The sequence below is a fragment of the Daejeonella sp. H1SJ63 genome, from assembly GCF_029360775.1.
Taxonomy (GTDB): domain Bacteria; phylum Bacteroidota; class Bacteroidia; order Sphingobacteriales; family Sphingobacteriaceae; genus Daejeonella.
The window spans coordinates 241,528-267,470 of the sequence record NZ_JARKMZ010000028.1 but is presented as its reverse complement, the minus strand read 5'-3'; the positions used below and the strand labels follow the sequence as shown (position 1 = coordinate 267,470).

Here is a 25,943-nt window from a genome sequence, read left to right as displayed (position 1 = left end):
GAAACATCATTTATATATAAAATGAGAGAGAGTAAAATTGCCAAAAGAATGCCGGGATTCCGGCTAATATTTTTCTTGATATTCCTTTTATTTTCAGGCACTATCAATAATGTTCAGGCACAATATTTCGGCCAGAATAAGGTCAGGTATAAAAATCTTAAATTCAAAGTTTATGAAACTCCACATTTCGACCTGTACTATTATCTGAAAAATGACAGTTTGGTACACCGTTTCGCCAAAGAGGCCGAGGTTTGGTACGAATTACATCAGCAGGTATTCCGCGATACCTTCCTGAAAAAGAACCCTTTCATTCTTTATGCTAATCATCCTGATTTTCAACAAACAACAGCTTTAAGCGGCGAAGTTGGTGTAGGAACCGGTGGTGTAACTGAGGGGATGAAGAACAGGGTTATCATGCCCATATCACAGCTGAACCATCAGACACGTCATGTTTTGGGTCATGAGTTGGTACATGCCTTCCAATATCACTCCCTAATCGAGGGCGATTCAACCAATCTTGAAAATATCGGCAATTTACCACTGTGGATGGTTGAAGGTATGGCAGAATACCTTTCAGTAGGAAAACAGGATTCTTATACCTCCATGTGGATGCGCGATGCATTTCTGAACAAAGATATCCCTACCCTGAAGGATTTAACCACCTCAAACAAGTATTTCCCGTATAGGTACGGACAGGCATTCTGGTCATACATCGGATCAACCTATGGTGATACAGTTATTGTACCTTTTTTCAAGGAAACTGCCAAATATGGCTATGAAATGGCTATCCGACGTACTTTTGGATACGATGACCGTACTTTATCAAGTCTTTGGAAAACGAGTATAGAAAATACTTATAAACCCTATCTGAAAGACACGGCACAAGTGCCAGTCGGTAAAAAGATTATTGATGAAAAAAATGGAGGATCACATTATAATGTTGCTCCTGCTATTTCACCCGACGGTAATTATATTGCCTTCCTTTCAGAAAAAGATCTGCTAAGTATAGACCTCTTTCTGGCTGATGCCCGAACAGGGAAGATCATCAGAAAACTTTCCAGCAAAGCCAAGAACGGGGATATAGATGAATACAACTTTATTGAATCTGCAGGAGCCTGGTCGCCCGACAGTAAAAAATTTGCCTTCAGTGTATTCAGTGCAGGAGTAAATAAATTAGTTATCATCGATATTTCAAGTGGAAAGACCTTGTCTATGGAAGCTATGGGAAAAGTTGAGGAGTTTAGCAATATTACATGGGCACCTAATGGAAATGACATTGCTTTTTCAGGCTTAAAGGAAGGCCAGAATGACCTTTATCAATACAATCTCAGAACTAAATTACTGACTCAGTTAACTAATGATAAATATTCAGATTATCATCCTAGTTATTCAAAAGACGGAAAATCCCTGGTATTCAGTACAGACAGAACAACTTTTGACAGATCAGCAACAAGTGTAGATATTACGCTGAACATGGCAGTAATGGACCTTGCTACTAAGTCAATCACTAATCTGGACGTATTTGATGGCGCCAACAATCTGAATCCTCAGTATTCTGCAGACAGTAAGAGCATTTATTTCCTCTCTAACAGGGATGGCTTCAGAAATATGTACAAATATTCTGTCGAAAATAAATCAGTAGAACAATTGACCGATTATTTCACTGGTATCAGTGGTATTACTGAATATTCACCTGCCTTAAGCGTATCAGCAAAAGATGATATCGTTTATTCCTATTACAGAGCCCAGAAGTATACAATATACAACGCAAAGGCTTCTGATTTTAAAGAACAGAATGTTGGAAATCAGGAGTTAAACTTTGATGCTGCTGCCCTTCCCCCTGCCAAATCTGTCGGAGTAAACATTATTAATGCGAATCTTAATAATTTCGAAAGATTTGAAAGGATCCCTAAGGATTCGATCCGTACCATTGCATATCAGCCTAAATTCAAACTCGACTATTTATCGAGTAACGGAGTAGGTGCTTCTGTAGGTCGCTTTGGTACAGGTCTATCCAGCGGTATTCAGGGGGTATTCAGTGATATTCTCGGTAGAAATCAGATTTTTGCAACAGCTGCGGTAAATGGTGAGATCTATGATTTCGGCGGACAGGTAGCTTACGTTAATCAGCAAAGCCGGATTAACTGGGGAGTTGTAGGTTCACATATTCCTTACGTATCAGGATCATTCACAGCTGCTGTTGAAAATCTTCCGGGTGTAGGGCAAACTTATATTGAACGATACGATATTATACGCACATTTGAAGATCAGTTTCAGGTATTCGGATCCTATCCATTCTCCAGAAATCACAGGTTTGAAGCAGGTAGTGGTATTTCCCGATATAGCTACCGTATCGACCGTTATAACAATTACTACGGTTATAATACAGGTTATGCAATAGGTAGCGACAGAGAGAAACTTTCAAAAGAAGAGGCATTCCAGACTTACGGGGTAAACTTCGATCCTTTCACAACTGTGCAATTGAATGCAGCTTTTGTAGGCGATAACTCATTTTCAGGAGTTACCTCCCCTCTTGATGGCTTCAGGTACAGAGTAGGAATTGAAAATTACCAGGGCGATTACAAACTGAATGCCCTAACCGTTGACGGCAGAAGATATGTACGGGTAAAACCAATAACAATTGCAGCAAGACTTTATACCTATACCAGATTCGGACGTGATGAAAGTCGCCTTTACCAAATGTACGCCGGTTATGGGTACCTGATCAGAGGTTACGAAGCTAACTCATTCTACAAAAATGGCAGTAGTGTAACCGGTGAAGGTTTTGATATCAATCAACTGGTAGGTTCGCGCCTGGCAGTTGCAAACTTTGAATTGAGACTTCCATTTACAGGTCCTAAAAAACTTGCTGCTATTGAGTCTAAGTTCCTGTTCTCAGACCTGAACCTCTTCTTTGACATGGGATTAGCCTATGACAATAACTCAAAAGTTGCTTTCAGAAGTGAGCCACGTAAAATAGGAGGAGCAACTACAGGTTATTACGAACGTGTTCCGGCAATGAGTGCCGGTGTATCCTTAAGGGTTAATGTGTTTGGATATTTTGTACTGGAGCCCTATTATGCAATTCCATTCCAGAGGAAAGATGTTAATCTCGGAATATTTGGATTGGTCTTTGCACCGGGTTGGTAAGAACAAAAAAAGCGATCAAATGATCGCTTTTTTTGTTGAAAAAACTTTATTCACTTAAAATTCGTAATTCAATAGATTAGATCATATGAATTAACGTTTATTCGACTAGTTCTACATATTAAAATATTATGAAAGCACTATTAAGCATTGCAGGTCTGGTATTGTTCATTACATGTACAAGCTGCGCACAGAACAAAAGTAAAAGCAAAGAAAATACTGCAACATTCCCTATCCAGAAATCAGAAGCTGAATGGAAAAAAATTATGAGTCCGATGACTTTTGAGGTTATGGTAAAGCGTGGAACAGAACCGCCATTCAAAAACCCTTACGATAAACACTATGCTAAAGGTATTTATGTTAGTGCAGCAACAGGCGAACCATTATTCAGTTCAGATGATAAATATGACTCAGGCAGTGGATGGCCGAGCTTTACAAAGGCTATTAAATCAGGAGTAATCACAGTAGTAACCGACAATAGCCATGGAATGATTCGCGATGAAGTCATAGAAACAAAAACCGGACTTCATCTGGGGCACGTTTTTGATGACGGCCCAAAGGATAAAGGCGGAAAACGTTATTGCATGAACTCAGCTGCCCTGAAATTCATAAAAAAATAATCAGGACAAAGTACTTACCGGCATGTGTACCGGTTTCATTCCTGAAATTAGAATTTGCTCAAAATCCAGTCCAATGGTCAGATCTATCCAGTCAGGATTTACAGACCTGACCATTCTGTCTTTCTGGATACGTGTAAACTTACTAATCAGATTAAAACGCTCTAAGGCAGAACTCTCTGAATTTAGCTCCTCAAAATAAACCAGTCGGGTCAGCTGTTGTCCGGCATCAAAAAATAAATTAGGCATCTGCCTGTAAAAACTCATGGTTTTCATCAGGTCAGTACTCATACCTACATGTATACAGCTTCTGTTTCTGTCTGTAACTAAATAAACAAATTTCTTGGTCTTCATGGCTGGTTTAATTAGGATCGGCATATATTAAAAAATAAATTGTTTGTTCTGTAAATAATTGCTAATTTTATGAGCATAAATTTACTAACAATTTTAGTATTTCCAAATTTATTTTAAAATGTCAAACATTTCTTCCAACCTGAAGTACCTCCGCAAGAAAAAAGGACTTACCCAACAGCAATTCGCAGACAGCCTTGAGATCAAACGCTCACTGGTTGGAGCATATGAAGAGGATCGCGCAGAACCGAAGTACGAATTGCTAAAGAAATTTGCAGAGTTTTATGAGCTTTCTATGGATGAACTTGTCAACGAAAGAATCGATGACAGATGGAAACCAAAGCCTAAAGGCGATCCGGCCAATATCCGTGTACTCAGTATATCTGTAGATAGTCAGGATCGGGAAAATATAGAACTTGTTCCGGTCAAAGCAAGTGCAGGATACCTCAATGGGTATGGCGATCCGGAATACATATCTGAACTCCCCAAATTTCACCTGCCGATGTTTCGTCAGGGGACTTACCGGGCATTTGAAATAAAAGGTGACTCCATGCTTCCTCTTCAGTCAGGGACAGTTGTTGTTGGAGAGTATCTCAGTAACTGGAATGATCTGAAGCCCGGAGAGACCTATGTGGTAATCAGTAAGAATGATGGCATTGTCTATAAACGCATAGGTAACAGATTCAGGGAAAATAAATCTTTAAAACTGATCTCAGACAATCCGGTGTACGAAGCCTACACTATACCCGGTGAAGATGTGCTGGAAATATGGAAAGCAAAGGCATACATCAGTACCAGTTTTCCGGAACCTGCACCTGAACCAACTCTCGAAACGCTGACACACATGGTATCTCAAATGCAAAAATCTATCTCTAACCTCGACAGAAATAAATCTTAACACATTTTAACAGATCAGATTTAAACCTTATTCAAATAAAACTATCTATCAGTAAAAATAAACAATACAGATATGAAGAATTTATTTATGACTGCTGCACTGCTGATTGGATTAACCGGTGCGGCTTATTCACAGGATACTCTGCATAAAGGCAGACCGGGTACAGGAATGATGATGGGGAAAGGGGAAATGAAATCTCCTGAAGAACGTGCTAAAATGATGACTGATGCGATGGAGAAAAGATTAAATCTAACTGCAGAGCAAAAAGAAAAGATCTATGCACTCAATCTGGAACGTGCCATAAAAATGGATAAAATGCGTCAATCACAAGAAAAAATAAGAAAAGAGCAGATGGGAAAGGGTCGTGAAATGATGGAAGAACACAATAAACAGCTTAATAAAATCCTTACTGAAGAGCAGCAAAAAATACTCAATGAAGCGAGAGAGAAGCAAAAAGAAAGAATGCAGCAACATCATCAGCAAATGATGGAGAAAAGAAAAAATCAATAATCTAAATCAGATTGATAAGAAAAGCGGCCTATAACAGCCGCTTTTCTTATTTTTAACAAAAAATATTTTGGAAGAGATCAATTATTTTATTTCTGAAAGTCTGGAAAAGCGGAAGCTGAACCATTCTCTGCGCAGTTTAAAATCTGAAAATTCCAAAATCGACTTTTGTTCAAATGATTATCTGGGATTTGCCAGATCTGAAGAATTGAGGCAATTATTTCTTTCAGAGCTTGGGAAATACCCCGATTTCAGGTTAGGATCTTCGGGCTCAAGACTGCTGGCAGGTAATGACAGTTTCACAGAAAGACTTGAAGAGGAAATCGCTGATTTCCATCAGTCGGAGGCTGCATTAATGTATAACTCCGGCTATGACGCAAATATTGGATTATTCTCATGTTTACCGCAAAGAGGTGATACCATAATCTCCGACGAATATATACATGCCTCCATTATAGACGGAATTCGTCTTAGCCATGCACAACGATATGTTTTCAGGCATAATGATATAGAAAATCTTGAGCAAAAGCTAAGAATTGCCAGAGGCAGAATATTCATAGCAGTTGAAAGCCTTTACTCTATGGACGGCGATGAAGCTCCATTACAGCAGATAGCCGATCTTGCCCAAAAATATAAGGCAGCACTCATCGTCGATGAAGCCCATGCCACAGGAGTTTTCGGGGAAAATGGCCGTGGCCTGATTGAAGAATCGGGATTATCAGACAAGATATTTGCCAGAGTCATCACTTTTGGCAAAGCACTGGGAACACATGGTGCAGTAGTTTTAGGAAGCAGGCAGCTACGCTCCTACCTGATCAATTTCTCAAGGGCGTTTATTTATACCACAGCAGCTCCCTTTCTGAGTCACCTGGCCGTAAAGGCTGCCTACACCTATCTTAAAAGCCGGGATCATCAGTCAGGTATACACCAGAGAATACACTATTTCAGACAACTTATCAAACCCGGGATCCGGCTTCTGCCAGGCAGATCTGCGATACAGATCATTATTATTCCCGGAAACAGCAGAGCCACAGAAAAGGCAGAAACCATACAGCTTGCAGGATTCGATGTAAGGGCAATACTTAGTCCGAGTGTTGCACAAGGATCAGAACGCCTCAGGATCTGCCTTCATAATCATAATTCTATGGAGGAAATAAAAAGCCTTTGTGAACTTTTAAACCGCATACTTTGAGAAAGCGACCGATTTTTATCACAGGCATAGGTACAGGGGTAGGAAAAACCATTGTATCAGCTATTTTGGTTGAAAAATTTAAAGCCGACTACTGGAAACCCATTCAATCAGGGGATCTCGGAAACAGCGATACGGCTCTCGTAAGAAGCCTTGTATCCAATAAACAATCAATCTTTCACCCCGAGATATATCGTCTTACACAGCCCTTCTCACCGCATAAATCAGCAGCTTTGGATGGGATACGCATTGAACTGTCATCTTTTATCCTTCCTGAAACAGATAATCAGCTGATCATCGAAGGGGCAGGCGGATTAATGGTGCCTTTAAATGAAAAGGACCTGATGATCGATCTGATCCAAAAGCTGGATGCAGAAGTATTTCTTGTATCACAAAACTATCTGGGAAGCATAAATCATACCTTATTATCCGGAGAGATACTTAAATCAAGAAATATAAATCTTAGCAGGATTATATTTTGTGGCAGGCAGGATAAAAGTTCAGAAGAGATAATATCAAAGCATCTAAACACAAAGATTATGCATTTCCCTTTATTTGAAAAGATGGATAAAAATGTGATCAGCAAATTTGCCGCACAACTAATTACTGAAATTGGCTAACCTCTATATGAGCTGTAGGATTGATTAAGTAAGAGAGGCTGTATCATAAATCATGATCAGCCTCTCTTTATGAAAAATTTATAATCCCGATTCCGAAATCCAGATTGTATTATCTATCAGGATTCATTGATTTTAACTCAATATCCTGGATTTTGTACTAACAATTTATTCTGGTCAATTTCACGAAATGGAATAGGTAATATGGTAAGGTTACCTCCAAATGTCGCTTTAGAAGCTTCAGGTCCTGTAGTTCTTAGTGGTTTACCTTTTCTTAGCAAATCCATTCTTCTATGACCTTCAAAAGCTAACTCTTTTCTTCTTTCATTTAAAATAGCATCAATAAATGCTGCTTTAGTTAAAAATGTTACTAATGTCCAGCTTGGAAGGCCGGCTCTCGCCCTAAGTTTATTGATCAAATCAATAGATTCCATATTAATACCCTTTTGTTCGGCTATAGCTTCTGCTAAATTTAAAACTACCTCAGTTGTTCGTATAACAGGTGAATTGTCTGTATTATTAATTGCATCCGGGAATTTCAAAGTGAATGGTCTGGCGATACCATCTGCAGCAGATCCCATAGCATTTAAAGAGGTAAACCGCTTATCTCCTGGTTCTTCATTATATGCAGCCACTAAAGCTGCTGAAAAAGGTGCATCACCCCTGCCTCCTTTTGCAGCAGGCTGGTAATAACTTGCCCATCCACCGGCACCGGTTCTTCCATTATCAGTTGCTGAGTTTTGAATTGAAAATACATCTTCTGGTGTATTGGCATCGTAAAAAGCATAGTTTGCCGCCAAAACATATAAAGGAGAAGCCAAAACCTGCCTTGCCAAAGTTTCAGCGTTAGCCCAATCATTTCTATAAAGGTGCAGCCGGGATAATAAAGCTTGTGCAGCACCTTTTGTTGCACGACCTCGTGTATCAGCTGCTAAACTGTAAGAAGCTGGAAGATCAACAATAGCTTCTGTTAAATCTTTTTTGATCTGATTTTGGACATCATTTAGTGTTGCACGGGCTGGAAATGAAATTTCACCTTCAAATGATTCCAATACCAAAGGAACTGAAAGATTTGATCCATTGGAAACCTGAAATGGCTGTGAAAACAAATTTGACAATTGAAAATACGTTAATGCACGTAAAAATTTGGCTTCAGCTACAGCTTGCTTTTTCTGGGCATCTGTATAAGATGCATCTACCACTTGAGGGACTTTGGCAATAATTTTATTTGCCCTTAATATAGCCCGGTAATGCGATTGCCAGATAGTTTCAATGGTTTGATTAGAAGATATCACATTATAATTTGTTATTTCTTGTAAAGTAGGAAAAGATCCAACAAATAAAACGTTATCCGCCTGATAATCAGCAACAATCTGTGGCTGTGAGCCAAAAACTTCAAGTGTCTGAAGCGAACTATAAACACCTAACAAGGCACTTGTAGCTGTCTCTTTAGAATTAAAAGCCACGTCAGCAGACAAGCTTTGCTCGGGCTGTAAATCCAGCTTTTTTTCACAGGAAGCAAAACTGAATAACAGGGCTCCCGTAATTGAGTAAATAAATAATTTATTTTTCATCTCTTTATTTTTCTGTTCTTAAAATCCTAGGTTAATTCCAAAAGTTAATGTTCTGGCTTGGGGAAGTGCAAAGAAGGATTGACCTAATATTTGGTTAGAACCTCCATTTGCAGAAACTTCCGGATCAGGACCTCTGAAATCCTTATTTTTAACAGTAATTAAATTCTGACCTAAAACATAAATACGGGCGCTTGTTAAAATTTTACTTCTATTAATTATAGTTGTTGGGATTGTATACCCTAAACTTACCGTTTTCAGCCTCAAATAAGACCCATCCTGTAATTGTAATGTAGATAGCTGTTGAAAATTAGCAGCTGTAGGGCTGCTTAATCTTGGAGCAAATGAATTATCACCAGCTTGCTTCCAGTAATTTAACAGATCAGTACTCTTATTATAGGAACCAGTATTTACATTTTCTGTAAACCGGAGACCATCAATCAGTACTTTATTTCCGTAAGCAAAATTAAAGAACACATTAAGGTCAACACCTTTATAGCTCAGGTTATTTGTAAAACCTCCTGTAAAATCAGGAATTGCACTACCTACCACTACACGGTTATTTGGTGAATAGGTAGTAGTTGCAGTACCATCCTTGGTCAGCCATTCTGCATCACCGGTAGCAGGATTTATACCTTTATATCTTACTAAATAAAAAGTGTTCAAACTCTCCCCTACTATAGCTCTCTGAGCAGCAGAACCTTCTAAAAAGTCTCTGCCTTCAGGATCCTTATTTACCGGTAATGATATTATTTCATTTTTAACAAATCCGATATTTAATGAGGTGGCCCATTTGAAATTAGTTTTATTAATGTTACGTGAAGTAACTAATAAATCAACTCCGGTATTCTTCATTTCACCAACGTTAATCGTAGCACTTGCATAACCTGTAGTATAAGGATAAGGAACGTTTGACAATAACCTATTAGTTTTTTTAGTATAGTAATTAGCTTCAAGATCAAATATGTTGAAAAGGGTAGTATTTACACCTACGTCAAATTGTGCTGTTTCTTCCCAGCTAAGATCTGCATTTGGAACCTGAGTTGGAATTAAGCCGGCATTTCCACTGTAATCAGCTCCTACACCTCCACCAAACAATTCCTGGTAACTAAAATTACCTATCCGGTCATTACCTGATGTACCATAACTAGCTGTGAATTTTAAATAATCAATAACCTTCGAGTCCTTTAAGAAGCTTTCCTCAGAAACTACCCAACCGGCAGAAAGGGCATAAAATAGTCCATATTTTTTATTCTGTCCAAATCGGGATGAGCCATCGCGCCTTCCTAAACCCTGAAAAAGATATTTGTTTTTGAAGTTATAGCTTAACCTGGCAAATTGAGACTCTAAAGCCCATTCCGTTCCTGATGCGAATGTTGTTGTTGGTGTGGATGCCGAACCTACATTGGGTAATTTATCACTTGCAAATCCTGAGCCACCAACTGCCATATAATCATCACGGGAAGTTTCATAACTGTATCCCAGTAATCCTCCAAACGTATGATTGTTTAATACTTTATTATAATTCAACGTATTTGTCACTAACCATTTATAATCCTTTTGGTTGTCTTTAAAACCTGTTCCTCCGGGTACAAATAAATTAACACTTCGGCTTTTTCCCTCTGTCTGAATATTATCAATTCCAAAATCGGTTTTAAATTTAAAGTCTTTAAAAATCCTGAATTCAGCAAATGCGTTACCTGTACTTCTCTGTAAATTGAAGCTATTGGTATTCAATGCTTCTATCGCCAGGACGTTTTGTATAAACCCGGTATTTACAAAATTTCCATTTGCATCATAAGGAGTTACATAAGGTAATTGCAGATAAGATGATGTTAGGGGAGCAAACGTATTATTCTCTACACCTATTCTATCACTGTTTACCCGTGATAAGTTATAGTTAACTCCTACTTTAATATTATCGGAGATATTATGATCAAAATTAAACCTGCCAGACAATCTCGCCAGATCATTTCCTATAGTAAAACCACTTTCTTTATTATAGTTTCCACCAACAAAGAATCTTGTTTTGGCATCACCGCCTGCGGCTGATAAATTGTAAGAATTTGTAACTCCAGTTTGAACTACTGCATCTACCCAATCAAAACTGGTAGCAGGAAAAGTTGCTGCAGCTAAGCCCCTTGCGGTTCTTGATTCATTTACGAAACCCTTGAACTCATCAGCAGTCATGTATTTCAACAAGCTCGTAGGTTCTGATACTCCAGTAAAGTAGTCAAAATTGACAGCAGTCTTCTTATTCAAAGAACCACTTTTAGTTTTTATAAGCACAACGCCATTTGACCCTCTGGATCCATAAATCCCAACTGCTGCGGCATCCTTTAGAACTGTCATAGATTCAATATCATTCGCATTGATATTTAGAAGAGGATTCAATCCTGAACCTCCACCCTGAGCTGATGAATAAGATCCGTCATTTAAAGGCACTCCGTCGACAACAAACAAAGGCTGTCCGCCACCAGTAATTGAAGATGCACCTCTGATGCGAATTGAAGATGCAGCCCCTAATACACCAGAAGAGTTGGTCATTTGAACTCCCGCGGCCTGTCCCTGCAATAATTGCTGAGGGCTCGTCATAGGGACATTTTTGAATGCCTCCGCATTTACTGTAGAAACAGATTGAGTGCTTAAGGCTTTACTCTGCTCTCCGTATCCAACAACAACAACCTCGGATAGTAGTTTTGAATCACTTACCAATCGTACATCAACTCTGTTATTAGCAGTAATTGTAATTTCCTGTGTAACATAACCAATATAAGTAAAGGTTAAAACAGAGGCATTAGCCGGTGCATTTAATGAATAATTTCCATCAGCACCTGTTGTTGTCCCTGCACTACCGCCTTTGATACGTACAGAAACACCAGGAAGAGGGAGACCGTCGTCGGCTCCTACAACTCTACCAGTAATTGTCTTATTCTGAGCCATTACGCTGGTAAAAGCGAATAGTCCCAGCAATAAGAATGCTAGTAATTTTCTTTTCATTTGATTGTGTTTTAATTAAATTAACTGGTTATAATATCCCTTAGGAAAGGATAATTAGTTCGCAAGATTAGCTGTTTCAAGCGATATTTAACGTATTTTCTTTGTAACTTTGGCGTAACAAAATTGTTGCAACACTCGACATGGGCATCAAAATCAAAGTTTTTAGACTGATTTGCAAATTAGTATTTTCAGAAAACAAAAAATTAATGTGTATTTAATCATAAAAATATGCTTGGTACAATAGAGAACAAAGTCTATGAGTCTGCATAGTAGAACCTCAATATCAAGAGCTTTTGTCAACAATAAAATATAACACCGAAATCATTCCTAAATTTGGAATGGAAATTTTATAAAAAGTATGAAAGTAATTTCAGTGATTGGCTCAGGTACAATGGGAAATGGTATAGCTCATTCCTTTGCTCTGGCAGGATTTCAAGTTAATCTGATTGACATTTCTGAAGAAACCCTGAAAAAAGCTTTACAAACAATAGAAACAAATCTCGACAGACAGCTTGTAAAGGAATCAATCACTAAAGCTCAGAGAGACTCTGCTTTAAAAAACATTAAAATCTTTACAGATACCCGTAAAGCTGTAAAAAACTCAGACCTGATCATTGAGGCCGCCACCGAAAATACAGAAATTAAACTCCGCATTTTCAAGGATCTCGACTCATGGTGCAAGCCGGATGCAATTCTTGCAACAAATACTTCATCTATCTCAATAAGTAAAATCGCATCAGCAACAAAAAGAGCTGATAAAGTAATCGGAATGCACTTTATGAATCCGGTTCCTTTGATGAAACTTGTAGAAGTTATCAAAGGATATTCAACCTCCGATAAAGTAACTTCTGCTGTTATGGAGCTTTCTTCAAAACTGGGCAAAATACCGGTAGAGGTAAATGACTATCCTGGATTCATTGCAAACAGAATACTGATGCCAATGATTAACGAAGCCATATATTCTCTTTATGAAGGTGTTGCAGGTGTTCAGGAAATAGATAGCGTCATGAAACTTGGAATGGCTCATCCTATGGGTCCTTTGCAGCTTGCCGACTTTATCGGACTGGATGTTTGTCTGGCAATACTGAACGTACTTCATAAGGGATTCGGCAATCCCAAATATGCTCCATGCCCGCTATTGGTAAATATGGTTACAGCAGGGCAACTGGGTATAAAATCAGGAAACGGTTTTTACAATTACAGCAATGGATCTAAAGATGCAGTAGTATCTGCAAAATTTAGAAAAAAGGTCTAAATACTCCTTAAGAAGACCTCATTCTAAATTACCCGCAAACAAAATTCTACATTCTCTCGGGAACCCGAATTCCCAGTAATTTCATGCCTTTACTAATTACAGATGACGATGCCAACGAGAGATCAAGCCTGAAATTTCTGACATCCGGATCTTCAGCTTTCAAAATACTTTCTTCGTGGTAGAACTTATTGTAAAGCTTTGAGAGTTCATAAATATAATTGGCAATCATTGCCGGACTGTACTCTCTGGCAGCTGCATCAATTACATCGGGATATTTGGCAAGGGTAACGATAAGCTCTCTTTCAAGAACAGTAAGACCCTCCTGATAATTTGAAGTTAATTTAGTACTATATCCCGCTTTTGCCAGAACAGAACGAATTCTGGCATGTGTATATTGAATAAATGGCCCCGTATGACCCTGAAAATCAATAGATTCATTCGGATCAAACAAGAGCCTCTTCTTTGGTTCAACCTTTAAAAGAAAGAACTTTAAAGCTCCAAGTCCGATCATATCGTAAAGATTTGCTTTTTCTGACTCACTAAATCCATCTACTTTCCCCAACTCCTCAGTTCTCTCCTTCGCGGTACGGATCATATCATCCATAAGCTCATCAGCATCAACCACTGTACCTTCCCTGGATTTCATTTTACCAGAAGGCAGATCAACCATTCCATATGATAAATGATACAGTCCTTCTGCCCAGCTTTTACCCAATTTCTGAAGAATCAGAAACAATACTTTAAAATGATAATCCTGTTCATTTCCTACAACATAGATAGATTTATCCATCTTGTAATCATCGTATTTTAACTGGGCAGTTCCCAGATCCTGAGTAATATAAACGGAAGTTCCATCTGCTCTGAGCACTAATTTTTGATCCAGACCATCTTCGGTAAGATCGATCCATACAGAACCATCATCCTTTCGGAAGAAGACCCCCATATCCAGACCTTCCTGAATGGTATCTTTTCCCAGCAGATAGGTATCAGATTCATAATAATATTTGGCAAAATCAACCCCAAGTCTTTTGTAAGTGATGTCAAAACCTGCATAAACCCAGCCATTCATCATTTGCCAAAGTTTTAATACCTCCTGATCACCGGCCTCCCACTTTAAAAGCATTTCCTGCGCCTGTTTAATTACCGGTGCATTCTTCTTTGCTTCTTCTTCCGTTTGTCCGGAAGAAACAAGCTCTTCGATCTGCTTTTTATATTCCTTATCAAAAATTACATAGTATTTACCAACAAGATGATCTCCTTTCAAACCACTGCTTTCAGGTGTTTCTCCATTGCCAAACAATTGCCAGGCAAGCATTGACTTACAGATGTGAATACCACGATCATTAACCAGATTTACTTTGATAACATCATATCCATTTGCCGATAATATCTCTGAAACCGAATATCCCAGCAAATTATTACGAACATGTCCCAGGTGAAGTGGTTTATTGGTATTCGGTGAGGAATACTCAACCATAACCTTTTGTCCGTTTGAAGGAAACTGTCCATAAGATTCATTAAGCACATTACCAAGCAACTGATCAACCCAATGCTGGTCAGAAACCGAGAGGTTAAGAAATCCTTTAATCACATTAAAACCAGTAACTTCTGCAACATGCTGCATAAGATACTCCCCAATCCGGGTACCTGTTTGCTCCGGACTTGTTTTCGAAAGCCGGGTAAATGGAAATATGACCACAGTAACCTGTCCCTCAAACTCCTTACGGGTTTCCTGAATTACTATACTGTCTGCTGCGACTTCTGTTTGGTAAAGTGATTGAACGGCATTTTTAACATGCTCAACTATGGTATTTTCTATCGTCATCTTAATTGGGATTGAACCCGCTAAATTTAGTCGTTAATTAAAGAATTTGTTGCCCTTAATAAAATCTCAAATGCATTTTCTGCCATTTTGTTTTCTCTGTCGAGGGTTGGATTTACCTCTACCATATCAAATCCGCAAATTTTATCATTTGACATCAGCCTTGCCACAAGATTACCTGCCTCCTTTCCGGTAATCCCATTTGACACCGGAGTGCCTGTACCGCGCGATATTGAAGGATCCAGTGCATCAACATCAAATGAAACATAGATCATATCACAAGAATCAAGATCTTTTAGAGCATCAATGGCCACACGCTCTACCCCCCTCTTTCTGATTTCAGCAGTAGAAAAATTCCTAATCTTGTGCCGCTTCAACAGATTTGATTCGGCTGTCTCTAAATCGCGCATGGAAATATAAACCAGATCCCCGTACTTGATTTTTGGACTGATATTACATACATTCTTCAGCTGATACCAATAGTTAAGAGTCTCCTGATCAGGCTTATTAATCTTCGACTCCAGATTATCTTCATCCAATAAAGCCGCAAGAGGCATCCCATGCAGATTCCCTGACGGAGTGGTATATGGCGAATGAATATCAGCATGCGCATCAATCCAGATCAAACCAATGCGACTTTTGGGAAAGGCCTTCTTAATACCTGAAACAGCACCTATCGAACAACTATGGTCCCCGGATATCATGATGGGAAACTCATTTTTTTTCAGAACTCCGGATACTTCATCAGATATTCGTTCAACCATGGTTAAAATCCCGGAAATACGCTTAGCATACTGATTACCAGCAGATTCAAGCAACAGATGATTCTCATTGGGTACCTCAACACTTTTATATTTTTTGAAGTATCTGCTCCCAAAATCAAGTGCCGCAGTCTTAATTGCATCCACCCCCATACCTGAACCCCGTGTTCCTGCCCCAATTTCAGATTTAACCTCTATTATTCTTAGTTCACGCATACCTCTGACTAACAGTTTAAATCATAACAGAACATTTTTACAAATTCTATTATGTTCTATGCTATATGCTTTTTATATCTTTGCCAAAATTATAAAAAAATGCAGAGTTACGCGGAGTTTCTTGATTTAAGCGTTGGCTTCCCTCAGGAAGGTTTTGACATCATTGATGACGAATTATATTTTCATGATCTGAACCTCATGGAAATGATTGAGACCTATGGTTCACCTCTCAGATTCACATATCTTCCTATTGTGAGCAAGAAGATCCAGCAGGCCAAACTTCTATTTCAGGCGGCAATTGTAAAGAATAATTACAGAGGCGGTTATAAATATTGCTATTGTACCAAAAGCTCTCACTTCAGACATATTGTTGAAGAGGCTCTGCGCAATGATATTCACCTTGAAACGTCCTCAGCATTCGACATGCCAATGATCGATGCACTGGAAAAGAAAGGAGCATTGACCAAAGAGATTACTGTGATCTGTAATGGGTTTAAAACATTCCAGTACAAACAGTACATCATTGATATGCTGCATGATGGCTTTAAAAACATTATACCCGTATTAGACAATAAAGAGGAGTTCAATATTTATGATGATGAACTCGATATTCCATGTAGTCTGGGAATGAGGATCGCTGCAGAAGAACAGCCGGATTCACAGTTTTATACTTCAAGGCTGGGAATCAGAATGGAGGATATCATTGATTTCTACAATCACAAAATTGCTCCAAATCCTAATTTCAAGGTAAAATTGCTTCACTTTTTCATTAATTCAGGAATTTCAGATACTCCTTATTACTGGAATGAGCTTGAAAAATATGCAACTCTTTACTGTAAATTCAAGAAAATAAACCCTGATCTGGATACTCTGGATATTGGTGGCGGAATGCCGTTCAAAGACTCTCTGGCTTTTGATTTCGATTATGAATACATGGTCAATGAGATTGTAAAAAGGATCAAAGAGATCTGTGCAGAACATGATGTTATGGAACCGGATATCATTACTGAATTCGGAAAATATACCGTTGCCGAAGCATCGGGCATTCTTTACAAAGTTCTGGGACGTAAGCAGCAAAACGATCGTGAAAAATGGTTAATGCTCGACGGATCATTTATCACAAACCTTCCGGATGTTTGGGCTCTTAATCAGAAATATATCCTTGCTCCTGTTAATAACTGGGACTCTGAATATGAGCGTGTTAACCTTGGCGGCATTACCTGCGACGGACAGGACTATTACAGCCAGGAGGCACATATGAATAACGTTTTTATGCCTAAAACGCGTAAAGTTCAATATATTGGTTTTTTCCATACCGGCGCGTATCAGGAGGTTCTTAGCGGATATGGAGGTATTCACCACTGTCTGCTGCCTTCGCCCAAGCATGTGATTATTCGAAGAAACCGTGATGAAACTTTCAACTTCGAGGTATTTGGTGAGGAACAAAACAGTAAACAGGTATTAAAAATTTTAGGTTATTAAGCCCGGCTTAGTTCGGGATAAGCTTTTTTGACAATATGAAAATCGCCTGCCTCGCTTTGATTTGTGTGCTTCCATTATTGTCCTGCTCGCAGAATAAAAAATCGGAACCGATCGATTTAAAGTCCGGGACACATCCCTCCCAGCCAAGCTTTGGCCAGTTAATGTTTGAGGCTGAAGGGAAACCGTGCCAGGCCATGATCAATAAAAGGTATATCAACTTTAAAGATAAAGAGCTATACCCTTTATCCCTGTTCATCATGGTCAATACCATGAATAAAAACAAGGACGGGCACCCCGACGAGAAAGAAGCAAAGATCTTTAACGAGCTTCAAACAGAGATTATTTCAGAATTAAGCAGGGACTTGGGGATGTTTTGTTTTGTAGGAACAACCACAATGAATGGCTACAGAGATATTCTGCTTTATATCAAAGAGGAGGATATGCAAAAAGCTAAGGAGATTTTAGAGCTCATCAAAATTGATTACCAAAACAGGCTCGAATCAATTTCTTTTGAGAAAGACCCAAAATGGGAGGCTGTAGCCTCTTTTTATGAAGCGCTAAGCCTTAAAAATTAAGAATCGAACTTATCCAGCAATTTAAGAAGAGTTGCAAAATCCTTGGGATAAGGAGCCTCAAATGTCATTTCCGTTTTTTCATCAATCTTAAAAGTGATTTGCCTGGCATGCAGTGCAAATCGCTTCATTATGGGAAGTTCTTCCTGATCTTTTCCGATCCTGTATCCTCTCTTTATTTCAGAGAGATAAACCGGCTTGCCGCCATACATTTCATCGCCGGCAATATTTGCACGCTGAGAAGCCAGATGTATCCTGATCTGGTGCATTCTACCCGTAATTGGCCGGCACTCTACCAGCGTATAATGTTTATAATATTTTAAAGAATTAAATATAGTTTCTGCAGCTTTTCCTTCCTGCTTGTTGATGGCAACATTCTTTGCTCCCAGGTTTAAAATCGGGAGATCAACATGAAGGTCTTCGAAAATGTGCGTACCGTTTATGATCGCATGATACACTTTGTTCACTTTTCTGTGTTCAAACTGCATACTGATAAAGCGGTAGGTTTCGGGATTCTTAGCAATAATAAGTGCTCCTGAAGTTTCCCGGTCCAGTCTATGGCATATCTGAGCATCAAAAGAATACTGTTTGGCCATACGGAGAAGATTATTCTCTCCACCATCGCGGTCGTCAAGCGAGCTCAGAAACGCAGGTTTATTAACAACGATCAGATTTTCGTTTTCGAAAAGAATTAAGTCCTTAAACTTGGGAAACTTCACAGATTGTAAATTAAAATGCAAAGTTAAGGAATAAATCCAGCTGAAGTCCTAAATTGAACAGAATTACTTTAATTCGAATTTATAGCCTACCCCCTTTACAGTACTTACGTAATTATCCCCCAGCTTCTCGCGAAGCTTACGGATATGCACATCGATAGTACGGTTGGTTACTACAACAGAATCTTCCCAGATATTTTTAAGAATTACGTCTCTGGTATAAACTTTACCAGGCTTGGAGGCCAGAAGGTACAGCAGCTCGAATTCTTTTTTGGCAAGTACGATCCTCTCTCCCTTACGGAACACCAGAAATGCCTCACGATCAATAACAAGATCTCCAATTTCAACTTTATTCTCTACATGCTCTTCTGAATGAACATTACGTCTTAAAATTGCATTGATCCTGCTCGTTAATGCCCGTGGTTTAATAGGTTTAGCGATATAATCATCTGCACCCACATTAAAACCTGCAATCTCTGAATACTCTTCGCTTCTGGCAGTAAGGAACACCATGAATGTATTCTTAAATTCATTCATGGATCTTAAAATACGACAGGCTTCAATACCATCCATCTTGGGCATCATGATATCAAGAATGATCAGATCCGGCAAAACTCTCTTAGCTTCTGTTACTCCTTCCTGACCATTAGAAGCAGTATATACCTGATATCCTTCCTTCTTCAGATTATATTCAATAAGCTCCCTGATATCAGGTTCATCATCAACAATCAGAATCTTGTGCTTAGCCGTACTCATACAATATTAATTTTATTTAAAGTTAAGCTGACAGTCCTATTAAATCATTAAGCCTACATTAAGAAATTGTAAACCATTGCGGTATACAATATATTAATCTTATTTGAGAGTTTTTTCCAGAAATTGCTGTAAATCAGCGCCTCTTAAATTCTTTGCAACAATTTTACCTTGTGGATCCAATAAAAATGAAGCCGGAATACCTTCCACTTTATACAATAAAGTAACCTTACCATCCCAGCGTTTTAACTCTGAAAGGTGCGGCCAGTTCAATTTATCATCCTTAATTGCCTTAAGCCAGTCGGCCTTGTCTTCATCAAGTGAAACTCCCAAAACAGTAAAGCCCTTATCCTTAAATTTTTCATACTGCTTTACGATATTCGGGTTTTCCTCACGGCAGGGAGCACACCATGAAGCCCAGAAGTCAAGCAAAATATATTTACCCCTGAAATCAGACAATTTATGGTTTTTACCCTCAGCATCAGGCAATTCAAAATCAGGAGCGATCTGTCCTACAGATACCGGCTTGATAGAAATCATTCTGTCTGCAAAAGACTGTACGGCCTTATTGTCAGGGAACTTTGGCTTAACTTCTTCAGCGTAGGCTATCAATTCCTGCTCATATTGGGTCTGATCGATATTTCCGGCAGCAAAAAATCCGGCAAGATTATCTTTGTTTGCCTGAACAAACTTAAATGCAGTCTCAGAAAATTTCTTCATGTTATCCTGAAACTTAGGCATTAATACATTGTAAATCGAATCTTTTGAATTGGGTCTTGCATTCACCATCGATGAATATTCATCCTGTATCTTTTTGTTGATCTGACCAAACTCATTGCTCATCACATTAAACTCACGAATCTTCTCAGCATCCTTTGATCCTTTAATATCATAGGCATTAGTAGCATCCGACAGGTTCGCTTTGAACTCAAGTTCATCCCCATTGGCTCCTACCAGGAGATAATTCTTTTCTCCAATAACCAGTGTATAAAAATTAGCCTGCGGAGCAAGCCGGCGGAATTTGAACTCGTTACTCTCGTTAAGGAAAGCTGAATCTACCAATTGGTCAGCTTCATATAGCAAAACCTTTTTTATATCCCCTGCATTATCCACTTTACCGGATATACTCAGCTCATCGTTATTTTTACATGAAGCAATGAACAAACCTAAGCCTGCAATTGCAAATAATACCTTCTTCATTTTTTACTTTCTAATTTTTCTACTACCAACTTAGTTGCTGTTTGTGGATTAATCTTACCGTTTGAGCGCTTCATCAAATCACCCATAAATAATCCAAGCACTCCTTTTTTGCCATTGTGATATTCTTTAACCTTATCAGGGAACTTTTCGAGCACCTCATTAATTAAACGGCAGAGATCATCATCATTCGTATCAATCAGAACCTGAAGTTTTACAGCTGCCTGCTCAGCAGTCAATGATTCTTTCAGCATTTCAGGAAATACCTTATGAGCTGCGACAGAATAATTTAATTTTTCGTTATCAATCAGAAGGATAAGTTCTGAAAGCTGCTCAGGACTAACTTTTATATCTGATATTGGCTGCCCTGACTCATGGAGATAAGATCGCAGGGGCCCGATAACCCAGTTAGCAGCCGCCTTGTAATGTGCCGTGTAAGAGCAAAGCTCATCAAAATATGCCGCTATCTCCTTCTCTGAGGAAAGCAGAATAGCATCATATTCAGACAAAGCCATATCAGACATATATCTCTCTATTTTTTTTGCAGGCAACTCAGGTAATGAATCTGCAAGATCATTTATAAACTTTTCATCAAGAACAAGAGGCGGAAGATCAGGTTCAGGGAAATAACGGTAATCATTTGCCATCTCCTTACTTCTCAACGGACTTGTATTTCCTGTTTCTGCGTCGAAATTCAGGGTATTCTGTTCAATATGTTCACCCTTTTCAATCAGCTGAACCTGACGAACAAACTCATGTTCAATTGCTCTTTGCAGATTTCGGATAGAATTTAAATTCTTTACTTCACATCTGTTGCCGTACTGAGAAGAACCTTTTAATCTGACAGAAATATTCGCATCGCAACGGATACTGCCTTCTTCCATATTGCCGTCGCAGATATCCAGATATCGTACCAGTTTACGGATCTCGTTCAGATAGGCCGCCGCCTCATGTGCAGTGCGAATATCAGGCTCTGAAACGATTTCAATCAAAGGCACTCCGGCACGGTTAAGATCAATCAAAGAATCAAACTCATCCTGATCGTGCATACTCTTACCTGCATCATCTTCCATATGAATACGATGAATACGTATTCGTCTTGCAGAATGATCATCCGATTTTACATCAATATATCCGGAATAACAGATGGGTTGACTATCCTGAGTAGTTTGAAAACCTTTGGGAAGATCTGCGTAGAAGTAATTCTTACGGTCAAAATGTGTATTTGTATTGATACTGCAGTTTGTGGCGAGTCCCATTTTAATGGCATACTCAACTACTTTCCTGTTCAGTTTGGGCAAGGTGCCGGGCAGGCCTAAACTTACCGGACTAATATGTTCATTCGGTCCTCCGCCAAAACCGGCAGAATCTGATGAAAATATTTTGCTTTCTGTTGAAAGCTGAACATGAACCTCAAGTCCAACTACAAGCTCATATTTATCAGTTAAACTGTCCGTTATTGTCGTCATTTAAAATAAAAAGTGTCTTGTTTCTGATAGCAAAGATAAGCATTTGATAATGGAATGTCGATTTCACATCATTAAAGGTTCATTTTTTAAATATGGCATAGATTTGGCATATATCTGTACATCAACAAATAAATAAGGAAAAATGAAAAGATTAATTATTGCTTTAATAAGCGGGATTATCATTCTGTCTGCCCAGAATTCAAAAGCGCAACTGAGTGTAAATATAAATATAGGTACACAACCTGCATGGGGCCCTTCCGGTTACGACCATGTTGATTATTATTACCTGCCGGATATTGAAACTTATTATTATGTTCCTAAACGTCAGTTCATTTATCTGGAAAGCGGCAATTGGGTTTACAGATCTGCTTTACCAGCCCGCTATAGAACTTATAACCTGTATAATGGCTACAAAGTGGTTATCAATTCTCCCCGCCCTTACCAGTATTTTAATTCACACAAAGTAAAATACTCAAAATTCAAGGGCTATAATGGGAAGCAGGCCGTTATTAAAAACAACAATTCCAATTCCAAAGGAAATCCACATTCAAACGGGAATAAAAATCATTCACAGGGAAAAGGAAAACACTAAGTAGAAATTAAACTAAATGGAGCATTGAGAGTAAAATAACAATGCTCCATTTTTATTTTAACTAATAAAACTCTGTGCTTTATTCAATGCATTTGTAAGTCCTGAACTATCTTTCCCTCCTGCAGTAGCAAAGAAAGGCTGGCCACCTCCTCCACCCTGAATCTCTTTGGCAAGCTCTCTGACAATATTCCCGGCATTGAGATTTTTTTCCTTTACCAGATTCTCTGATACCATTACGGTAAGGCTTGGCTTCCCTTCAATATCACATGCCAGAACAAGGAAAAGATCATTGATCATGTCCTTAATTGCATAAGCCAGATTCTTTACAGCATCAGTATTAGGCAATTCAACCTGCTTAGCAATCAGGTTTACTCCATTGATCTGAACTGCATTTTTAACAAGTTCATGCTTCAATCCTGCAGCCCGCTCCAGAATACTTTTTTCTACTTCCTTCTTCAGACGGCTATTTTCTTCAAGAATTGTCTCTACTGATTTCAACAGATCATTTGGGTTTTTCAATAATTCCTTTAGTCCTTTAATCTGTTGAGCCTGATTATTAAAATATTGTTCAGCAGACCCTGCAGTAATCGCCTCTATCCTTCTCACGCCTGCAGCTACTGCACTTTCAGATATGATTTTCATATAGGCGATCTGTCCGGTAGCTTTCACATGTGTTCCGCCGCAAAGCTCTTTGGAAAAATGATCGTCAAATGTGATCACACGTACAAAATCACCGTACTTTTCACCAAAAAGAGCAGTTACCCCTGAATTGACAGCTTCCTGATAAGGAACATCCCTTTGCTCTTTCAGGGATATATTTTCCCGAATCTTTCTATTGACAATAGCCTCAACTTCAGCCAGTTCCTGATCTGAAAGTTTTGAAAAATGCGAAAAGTCGAAACGCAGATATTCTGAATTTACCAATGAACCTTTCTGGTTTACATGATCACCCAAAACCTGTTTAAGGGCAGCGTGTAAAAGATGGGTGGCCGAGTGATTATTTTCTGTAGCCTTTCGCTTTTCAAAATCAACCACAGCCCTGAATGAGCCTGACGGATCTTGAGGAGCTTCATCCATAAAATGAATAATCAGACCATTTTCCTTCCTGGTATCGGTAATCTGATATTCGAACAAACCTGAATGATCTTCAAGTTTACCGGAATCGCCGGCCTGTCCTCCACTTTCAGCATAAAACGGAGTTCGATTCAATACAAGCTGTACCTGATCTTTACCTTTTGCCGAAACTTTTCTGTACTTCAGAATCCTGCATTCGCATTCAAGATAATCATAGCCAACAAACTCTACTTCTTCGTCCTCATTAACTATAACCCAGTCGCCGGTATCGATTGCTGTAGCGGCGCGCGAACGGTCTTTTTGCTTCTGCAGTTCAGCTTCAAAACCCTTCATATCAACGGTCCAGCCTTTTTCTCTGGCCATTAATTCTGTAAGATCAATCGGGAAACCAAAGGTATCGTACAATTCAAATGCAAAATCGCCCTTAATTATCTTGTCATTGGTTTCAAAACGCTCAAAACGCTGAATTCCGGTTGCGAGTGTTCTTAAAAACGACAATTCTTCTTCTAAAACAACTTTCTGAACAAAATCCTGCTGCTTTTTTAATTCAGGGAAGACTCCTTCAAACTGATCAGCAAGAATTGGAACCAGTTTGTTCATGAAAGGCTCTTTAAAACCAAGAAAAGTATAAGCATAGCGCACGGCTCTTCTCAAAATCCGTCTGACAACATAGCCTGCTTTATTATTTGAAGGCAAGGTACCATCAGCAATACAAAAGCAAATTGCCCGGATATGATCTGCCATTACACGCATGGCAACAGATGTACCCCATCCTTCTTCACCCGGATTAGAATCGCCGGCATAAGGAATACGCGATTCCTCTGAAATAAACTGAATCAGGGGCTGAAATACGTCTGTATCGTAATTGGAAGTTTTATTCTGGATCACTCTGACCAAACGTTCAAGTCCCATTCCGGTATCCACATGCTGATTGGGAAGCTTTTCAAGAGAGCCGTTCTTCAGCCGGTTAAACTGCATGAATACATTATTCCAGATTTCAATTACCTGCGGATCATCCTGATTAACAAGCTTACTCCCATCAACTTTTATCCGTTCTGAGTCAGGACGCATATCCACATGGATTTCAGAGCATGGTCCGCAAGGACCCGTTTCGCCCATTTCCCAGAAATTATCTTTTTTATTTCCCAGCAGAATACGATCTTCTGAAATCAATTCTTTCCAGATATCATAAGCTTCCTGATCTTTAGGAAGTCCTTCTTTATCATCACCCGCAAAAACACTGACATAAAGCCTGTCTTTAGGAATTTTATATACTTCAGTTAATAATTCCCAGCTCCAAGCAAGCGCTTCCTTCTTAAAATAATCACCAAAACTCCAGTTACCAAGCATCTCGAACATAGTATGGTGATAAGTATCAATCCCGACCTCCTCAAGGTCGTTATGTTTTCCTGATACACGAAGACAACGTTGCGTATCTGCAACCCTCGGAAACTTTATTGCCGCTTCACCCAGAAACAAATCTTTAAACTGATTCATCCCGGCATTGGTGAACATTAATGTAGGGTCATTTTTAACTACAATTGGTGCTGATGGCACAATCTGATGCCCTTTGGCAGCAAAAAAATCTAAAAAACCTTGTCTTATCTCTTTCGTGGTCATCCTGAAAAACTAATCCGCAAATATAAATTTTAGATATGGATTTGTAAGGTTTGAATGTGAGAATATTGGCTCCATCTGAACAATAAGGACAAGTCATACCGTCTTATAACCGGCCAATGAGAATAATTGTTTGCATCTGTGCAAATAGTATTATTTTTACTGGGAAAAACCAGTGGAATGCCATATAAAGAACGAGATATAACGAAACTGTATTATACCATGGGTGAAGTGACCCAGATGTTCGATGTAAATGCATCCCAGATCCGTTTTTATGAACGCGAATTTGACATTCTTCAACCAAAGAAGAATAAAAAAGGGAATCGTCTTTTCAGCCCTGAAGATGTTGAGAACCTGAAAATTATTTTCAATCTGGTCAAAGAGAAAGGATTTACACTTCAGGGTGCAAAAGAGCATCTCAAAAACAATAAAGGGGAGGTAAAAGAAAACCAGAAGGTAATTGATTCTCTTGAACGCCTGAAACAATTTTTACTCGAGGTAAAAGAGCAGCTCTGAAGCC

21 protein-coding genes are annotated in these 25,943 nt (G+C 38.9%); 11 read left to right on the top strand and 10 right to left on the bottom strand.

What is annotated here, in order from left to right; translation table 11 throughout:
* Nucleotides 1–21: 21 nt before the first annotated feature.
* Together P2W72_RS09105 and msrB are read left to right on the top strand one after the other, a co-directional pair.
* Nucleotides 22–3,150 (top strand): basic secretory protein-like protein, encoded by a 3,129-nt coding sequence (locus P2W72_RS09105; RefSeq protein WP_276361211.1) that lies wholly within the window; start codon nt 22–24, stop codon nt 3,148–3,150.
* Nucleotides 3,151–3,278: 128 nt separating this feature from the next.
* Complete coding sequence (gene msrB / locus P2W72_RS09100; protein WP_276361209.1) at nt 3,279–3,767, top strand: peptide-methionine (R)-S-oxide reductase MsrB; 489 nt, start codon at nt 3,279–3,281, stop codon at nt 3,765–3,767.
* Here msrB and P2W72_RS09095 read toward each other — a convergent pair whose 3' ends face one another.
* Nucleotides 3,768–4,118, bottom strand: a complete 351-nt coding sequence (locus P2W72_RS09095) for a GIY-YIG nuclease family protein (RefSeq protein WP_276361206.1) — start codon at nt 4,116–4,118, stop codon at nt 3,768–3,770.
* Between the two features lie 118 nt (nt 4,119–4,236).
* Between P2W72_RS09095 and P2W72_RS09090 the strand changes: the two genes are divergently transcribed.
* From P2W72_RS09090 to bioD, 4 genes are all read left to right on the top strand, one after another.
* Complete coding sequence (locus P2W72_RS09090) at nt 4,237–5,013, top strand: helix-turn-helix domain-containing protein (protein WP_276361204.1); 777 nt, start codon at nt 4,237–4,239, stop codon at nt 5,011–5,013.
* Between the two features lie 72 nt (nt 5,014–5,085).
* Nucleotides 5,086–5,523 carry a hypothetical protein gene (locus P2W72_RS09085; RefSeq protein WP_276361202.1) on the top strand — a complete coding sequence of 146 codons (438 nt, stop codon included), beginning with the start codon at nt 5,086–5,088 and terminating at the stop codon, nt 5,521–5,523.
* 67 nt (nt 5,524–5,590) lie between these two features.
* The gene (locus P2W72_RS09080) at nt 5,591–6,712 is read left to right on the top strand and encodes an 8-amino-7-oxononanoate synthase (RefSeq protein ID WP_276361201.1); all 1,122 of its coding nucleotides are present in this window, start codon (nt 5,591–5,593) and stop codon (nt 6,710–6,712) included.
* Nucleotides 6,709–7,329: a dethiobiotin synthase gene (gene bioD, locus P2W72_RS09075; RefSeq protein ID WP_276361198.1), complete on the top strand. Its 621-nt coding sequence runs from the start codon at nt 6,709–6,711 to the stop codon at nt 7,327–7,329. Before P2W72_RS09080 ends, bioD begins: the two co-directional genes overlap by 4 nt.
* A gap of 137 nt (nt 7,330–7,466) precedes the next feature.
* Here bioD and P2W72_RS09070 read toward each other — a convergent pair whose 3' ends face one another.
* Together P2W72_RS09070 and P2W72_RS09065 are read right to left on the bottom strand one after the other, a co-directional pair.
* Nucleotides 7,467–8,900, bottom strand: a complete 1,434-nt coding sequence (locus P2W72_RS09070) for a RagB/SusD family nutrient uptake outer membrane protein (protein WP_276361196.1) — start codon at nt 8,898–8,900, stop codon at nt 7,467–7,469.
* An 18-nt stretch (nt 8,901–8,918) separates the two neighbouring features.
* On the bottom strand, nt 8,919–11,897 hold the full coding sequence (locus P2W72_RS09065; RefSeq protein ID WP_276361194.1) for a TonB-dependent receptor: 2,979 nt from the start codon (nt 11,895–11,897) through the stop codon (nt 8,919–8,921).
* Nucleotides 11,898–12,255: 358 nt separating this feature from the next.
* Here P2W72_RS09065 and P2W72_RS09060 point away from each other — a divergent pair, with 358 nt between their 5' ends.
* A complete protein-coding gene (locus tag P2W72_RS09060) occupies nt 12,256–13,152 on the top strand; it encodes a 3-hydroxybutyryl-CoA dehydrogenase (protein WP_276361192.1) in 897 nt (298 codons plus the stop codon).
* Nucleotides 13,153–13,198: 46 nt separating this feature from the next.
* Here P2W72_RS09060 and argS read toward each other — a convergent pair whose 3' ends face one another.
* Both argS and rocF read right to left on the bottom strand, forming a co-directional pair.
* Nucleotides 13,199–14,977 (bottom strand): arginine--tRNA ligase, encoded by a 1,779-nt coding sequence (gene argS, locus P2W72_RS09055; RefSeq protein ID WP_276361190.1) that lies wholly within the window; start codon nt 14,975–14,977, stop codon nt 13,199–13,201.
* 26 nt (nt 14,978–15,003) lie between these two features.
* Nucleotides 15,004–15,951 carry an arginase gene (gene rocF / locus P2W72_RS09050; RefSeq protein WP_276361188.1) on the bottom strand — a complete coding sequence of 316 codons (948 nt, stop codon included), beginning with the start codon at nt 15,949–15,951 and terminating at the stop codon, nt 15,004–15,006.
* A gap of 99 nt (nt 15,952–16,050) precedes the next feature.
* On the opposite strand from rocF, the gene P2W72_RS09045 reads away from it, so the two are divergent.
* Both P2W72_RS09045 and P2W72_RS09040 read left to right on the top strand, forming a co-directional pair.
* On the top strand, nt 16,051–17,433 hold the full coding sequence (locus P2W72_RS09045; RefSeq protein WP_276361186.1) for an arginine decarboxylase: 1,383 nt from the start codon (nt 16,051–16,053) through the stop codon (nt 17,431–17,433).
* Between the two features lie 35 nt (nt 17,434–17,468).
* Nucleotides 17,469–18,008 (top strand): DUF695 domain-containing protein, encoded by a 540-nt coding sequence (locus P2W72_RS09040; RefSeq protein WP_276361184.1) that lies wholly within the window; start codon nt 17,469–17,471, stop codon nt 18,006–18,008.
* Here the strand turns inward: P2W72_RS09040 and P2W72_RS09035 are convergent.
* The 4 genes from P2W72_RS09035 to gatB form a co-directional block, all read right to left on the bottom strand.
* Nucleotides 18,005–18,724: an RNA pseudouridine synthase gene (locus P2W72_RS09035; protein ID WP_276361182.1), complete on the bottom strand. Its 720-nt coding sequence runs from the start codon at nt 18,722–18,724 to the stop codon at nt 18,005–18,007. The two genes, P2W72_RS09040 and P2W72_RS09035, sit on opposite strands and share 4 nt — an antisense overlap.
* A gap of 63 nt (nt 18,725–18,787) precedes the next feature.
* A complete protein-coding gene (locus P2W72_RS09030) occupies nt 18,788–19,477 on the bottom strand; it encodes a response regulator transcription factor (protein WP_276361179.1) in 690 nt (229 codons plus the stop codon).
* Nucleotides 19,478–19,576: 99 nt separating this feature from the next.
* Nucleotides 19,577–20,674: a TlpA disulfide reductase family protein gene (locus tag P2W72_RS09025; RefSeq protein WP_276361177.1), complete on the bottom strand. Its 1,098-nt coding sequence runs from the start codon at nt 20,672–20,674 to the stop codon at nt 19,577–19,579.
* The gene (gatB, locus tag P2W72_RS09020) at nt 20,671–22,140 is read right to left on the bottom strand and encodes an Asp-tRNA(Asn)/Glu-tRNA(Gln) amidotransferase subunit GatB (protein ID WP_276361175.1); all 1,470 of its coding nucleotides are present in this window, start codon (nt 22,138–22,140) and stop codon (nt 20,671–20,673) included. Before gatB ends, P2W72_RS09025 begins: the two co-directional genes overlap by 4 nt.
* Nucleotides 22,141–22,282: 142 nt before the next feature.
* Between gatB and P2W72_RS09015 the strand changes: the two genes are divergently transcribed.
* Nucleotides 22,283–22,732, top strand: coding sequence for a hypothetical protein (locus P2W72_RS09015; protein WP_276361173.1), 450 nt, complete (start codon nt 22,283–22,285; stop codon nt 22,730–22,732).
* A gap of 57 nt (nt 22,733–22,789) precedes the next feature.
* On the opposite strand, the gene alaS is transcribed toward P2W72_RS09015, so the two are convergent.
* Complete coding sequence (alaS, locus tag P2W72_RS09010) at nt 22,790–25,426, bottom strand: alanine--tRNA ligase (RefSeq protein ID WP_276361170.1); 2,637 nt, start codon at nt 25,424–25,426, stop codon at nt 22,790–22,792.
* Between the two features lie 177 nt (nt 25,427–25,603).
* Here alaS and P2W72_RS09005 point away from each other — a divergent pair, with 177 nt between their 5' ends.
* Nucleotides 25,604–25,939 (top strand): MerR family transcriptional regulator, encoded by a 336-nt coding sequence (locus P2W72_RS09005; protein WP_276362195.1) that lies wholly within the window; start codon nt 25,604–25,606, stop codon nt 25,937–25,939.
* The last annotated feature ends 4 nt before the right edge of the window (nt 25,940–25,943 follow it).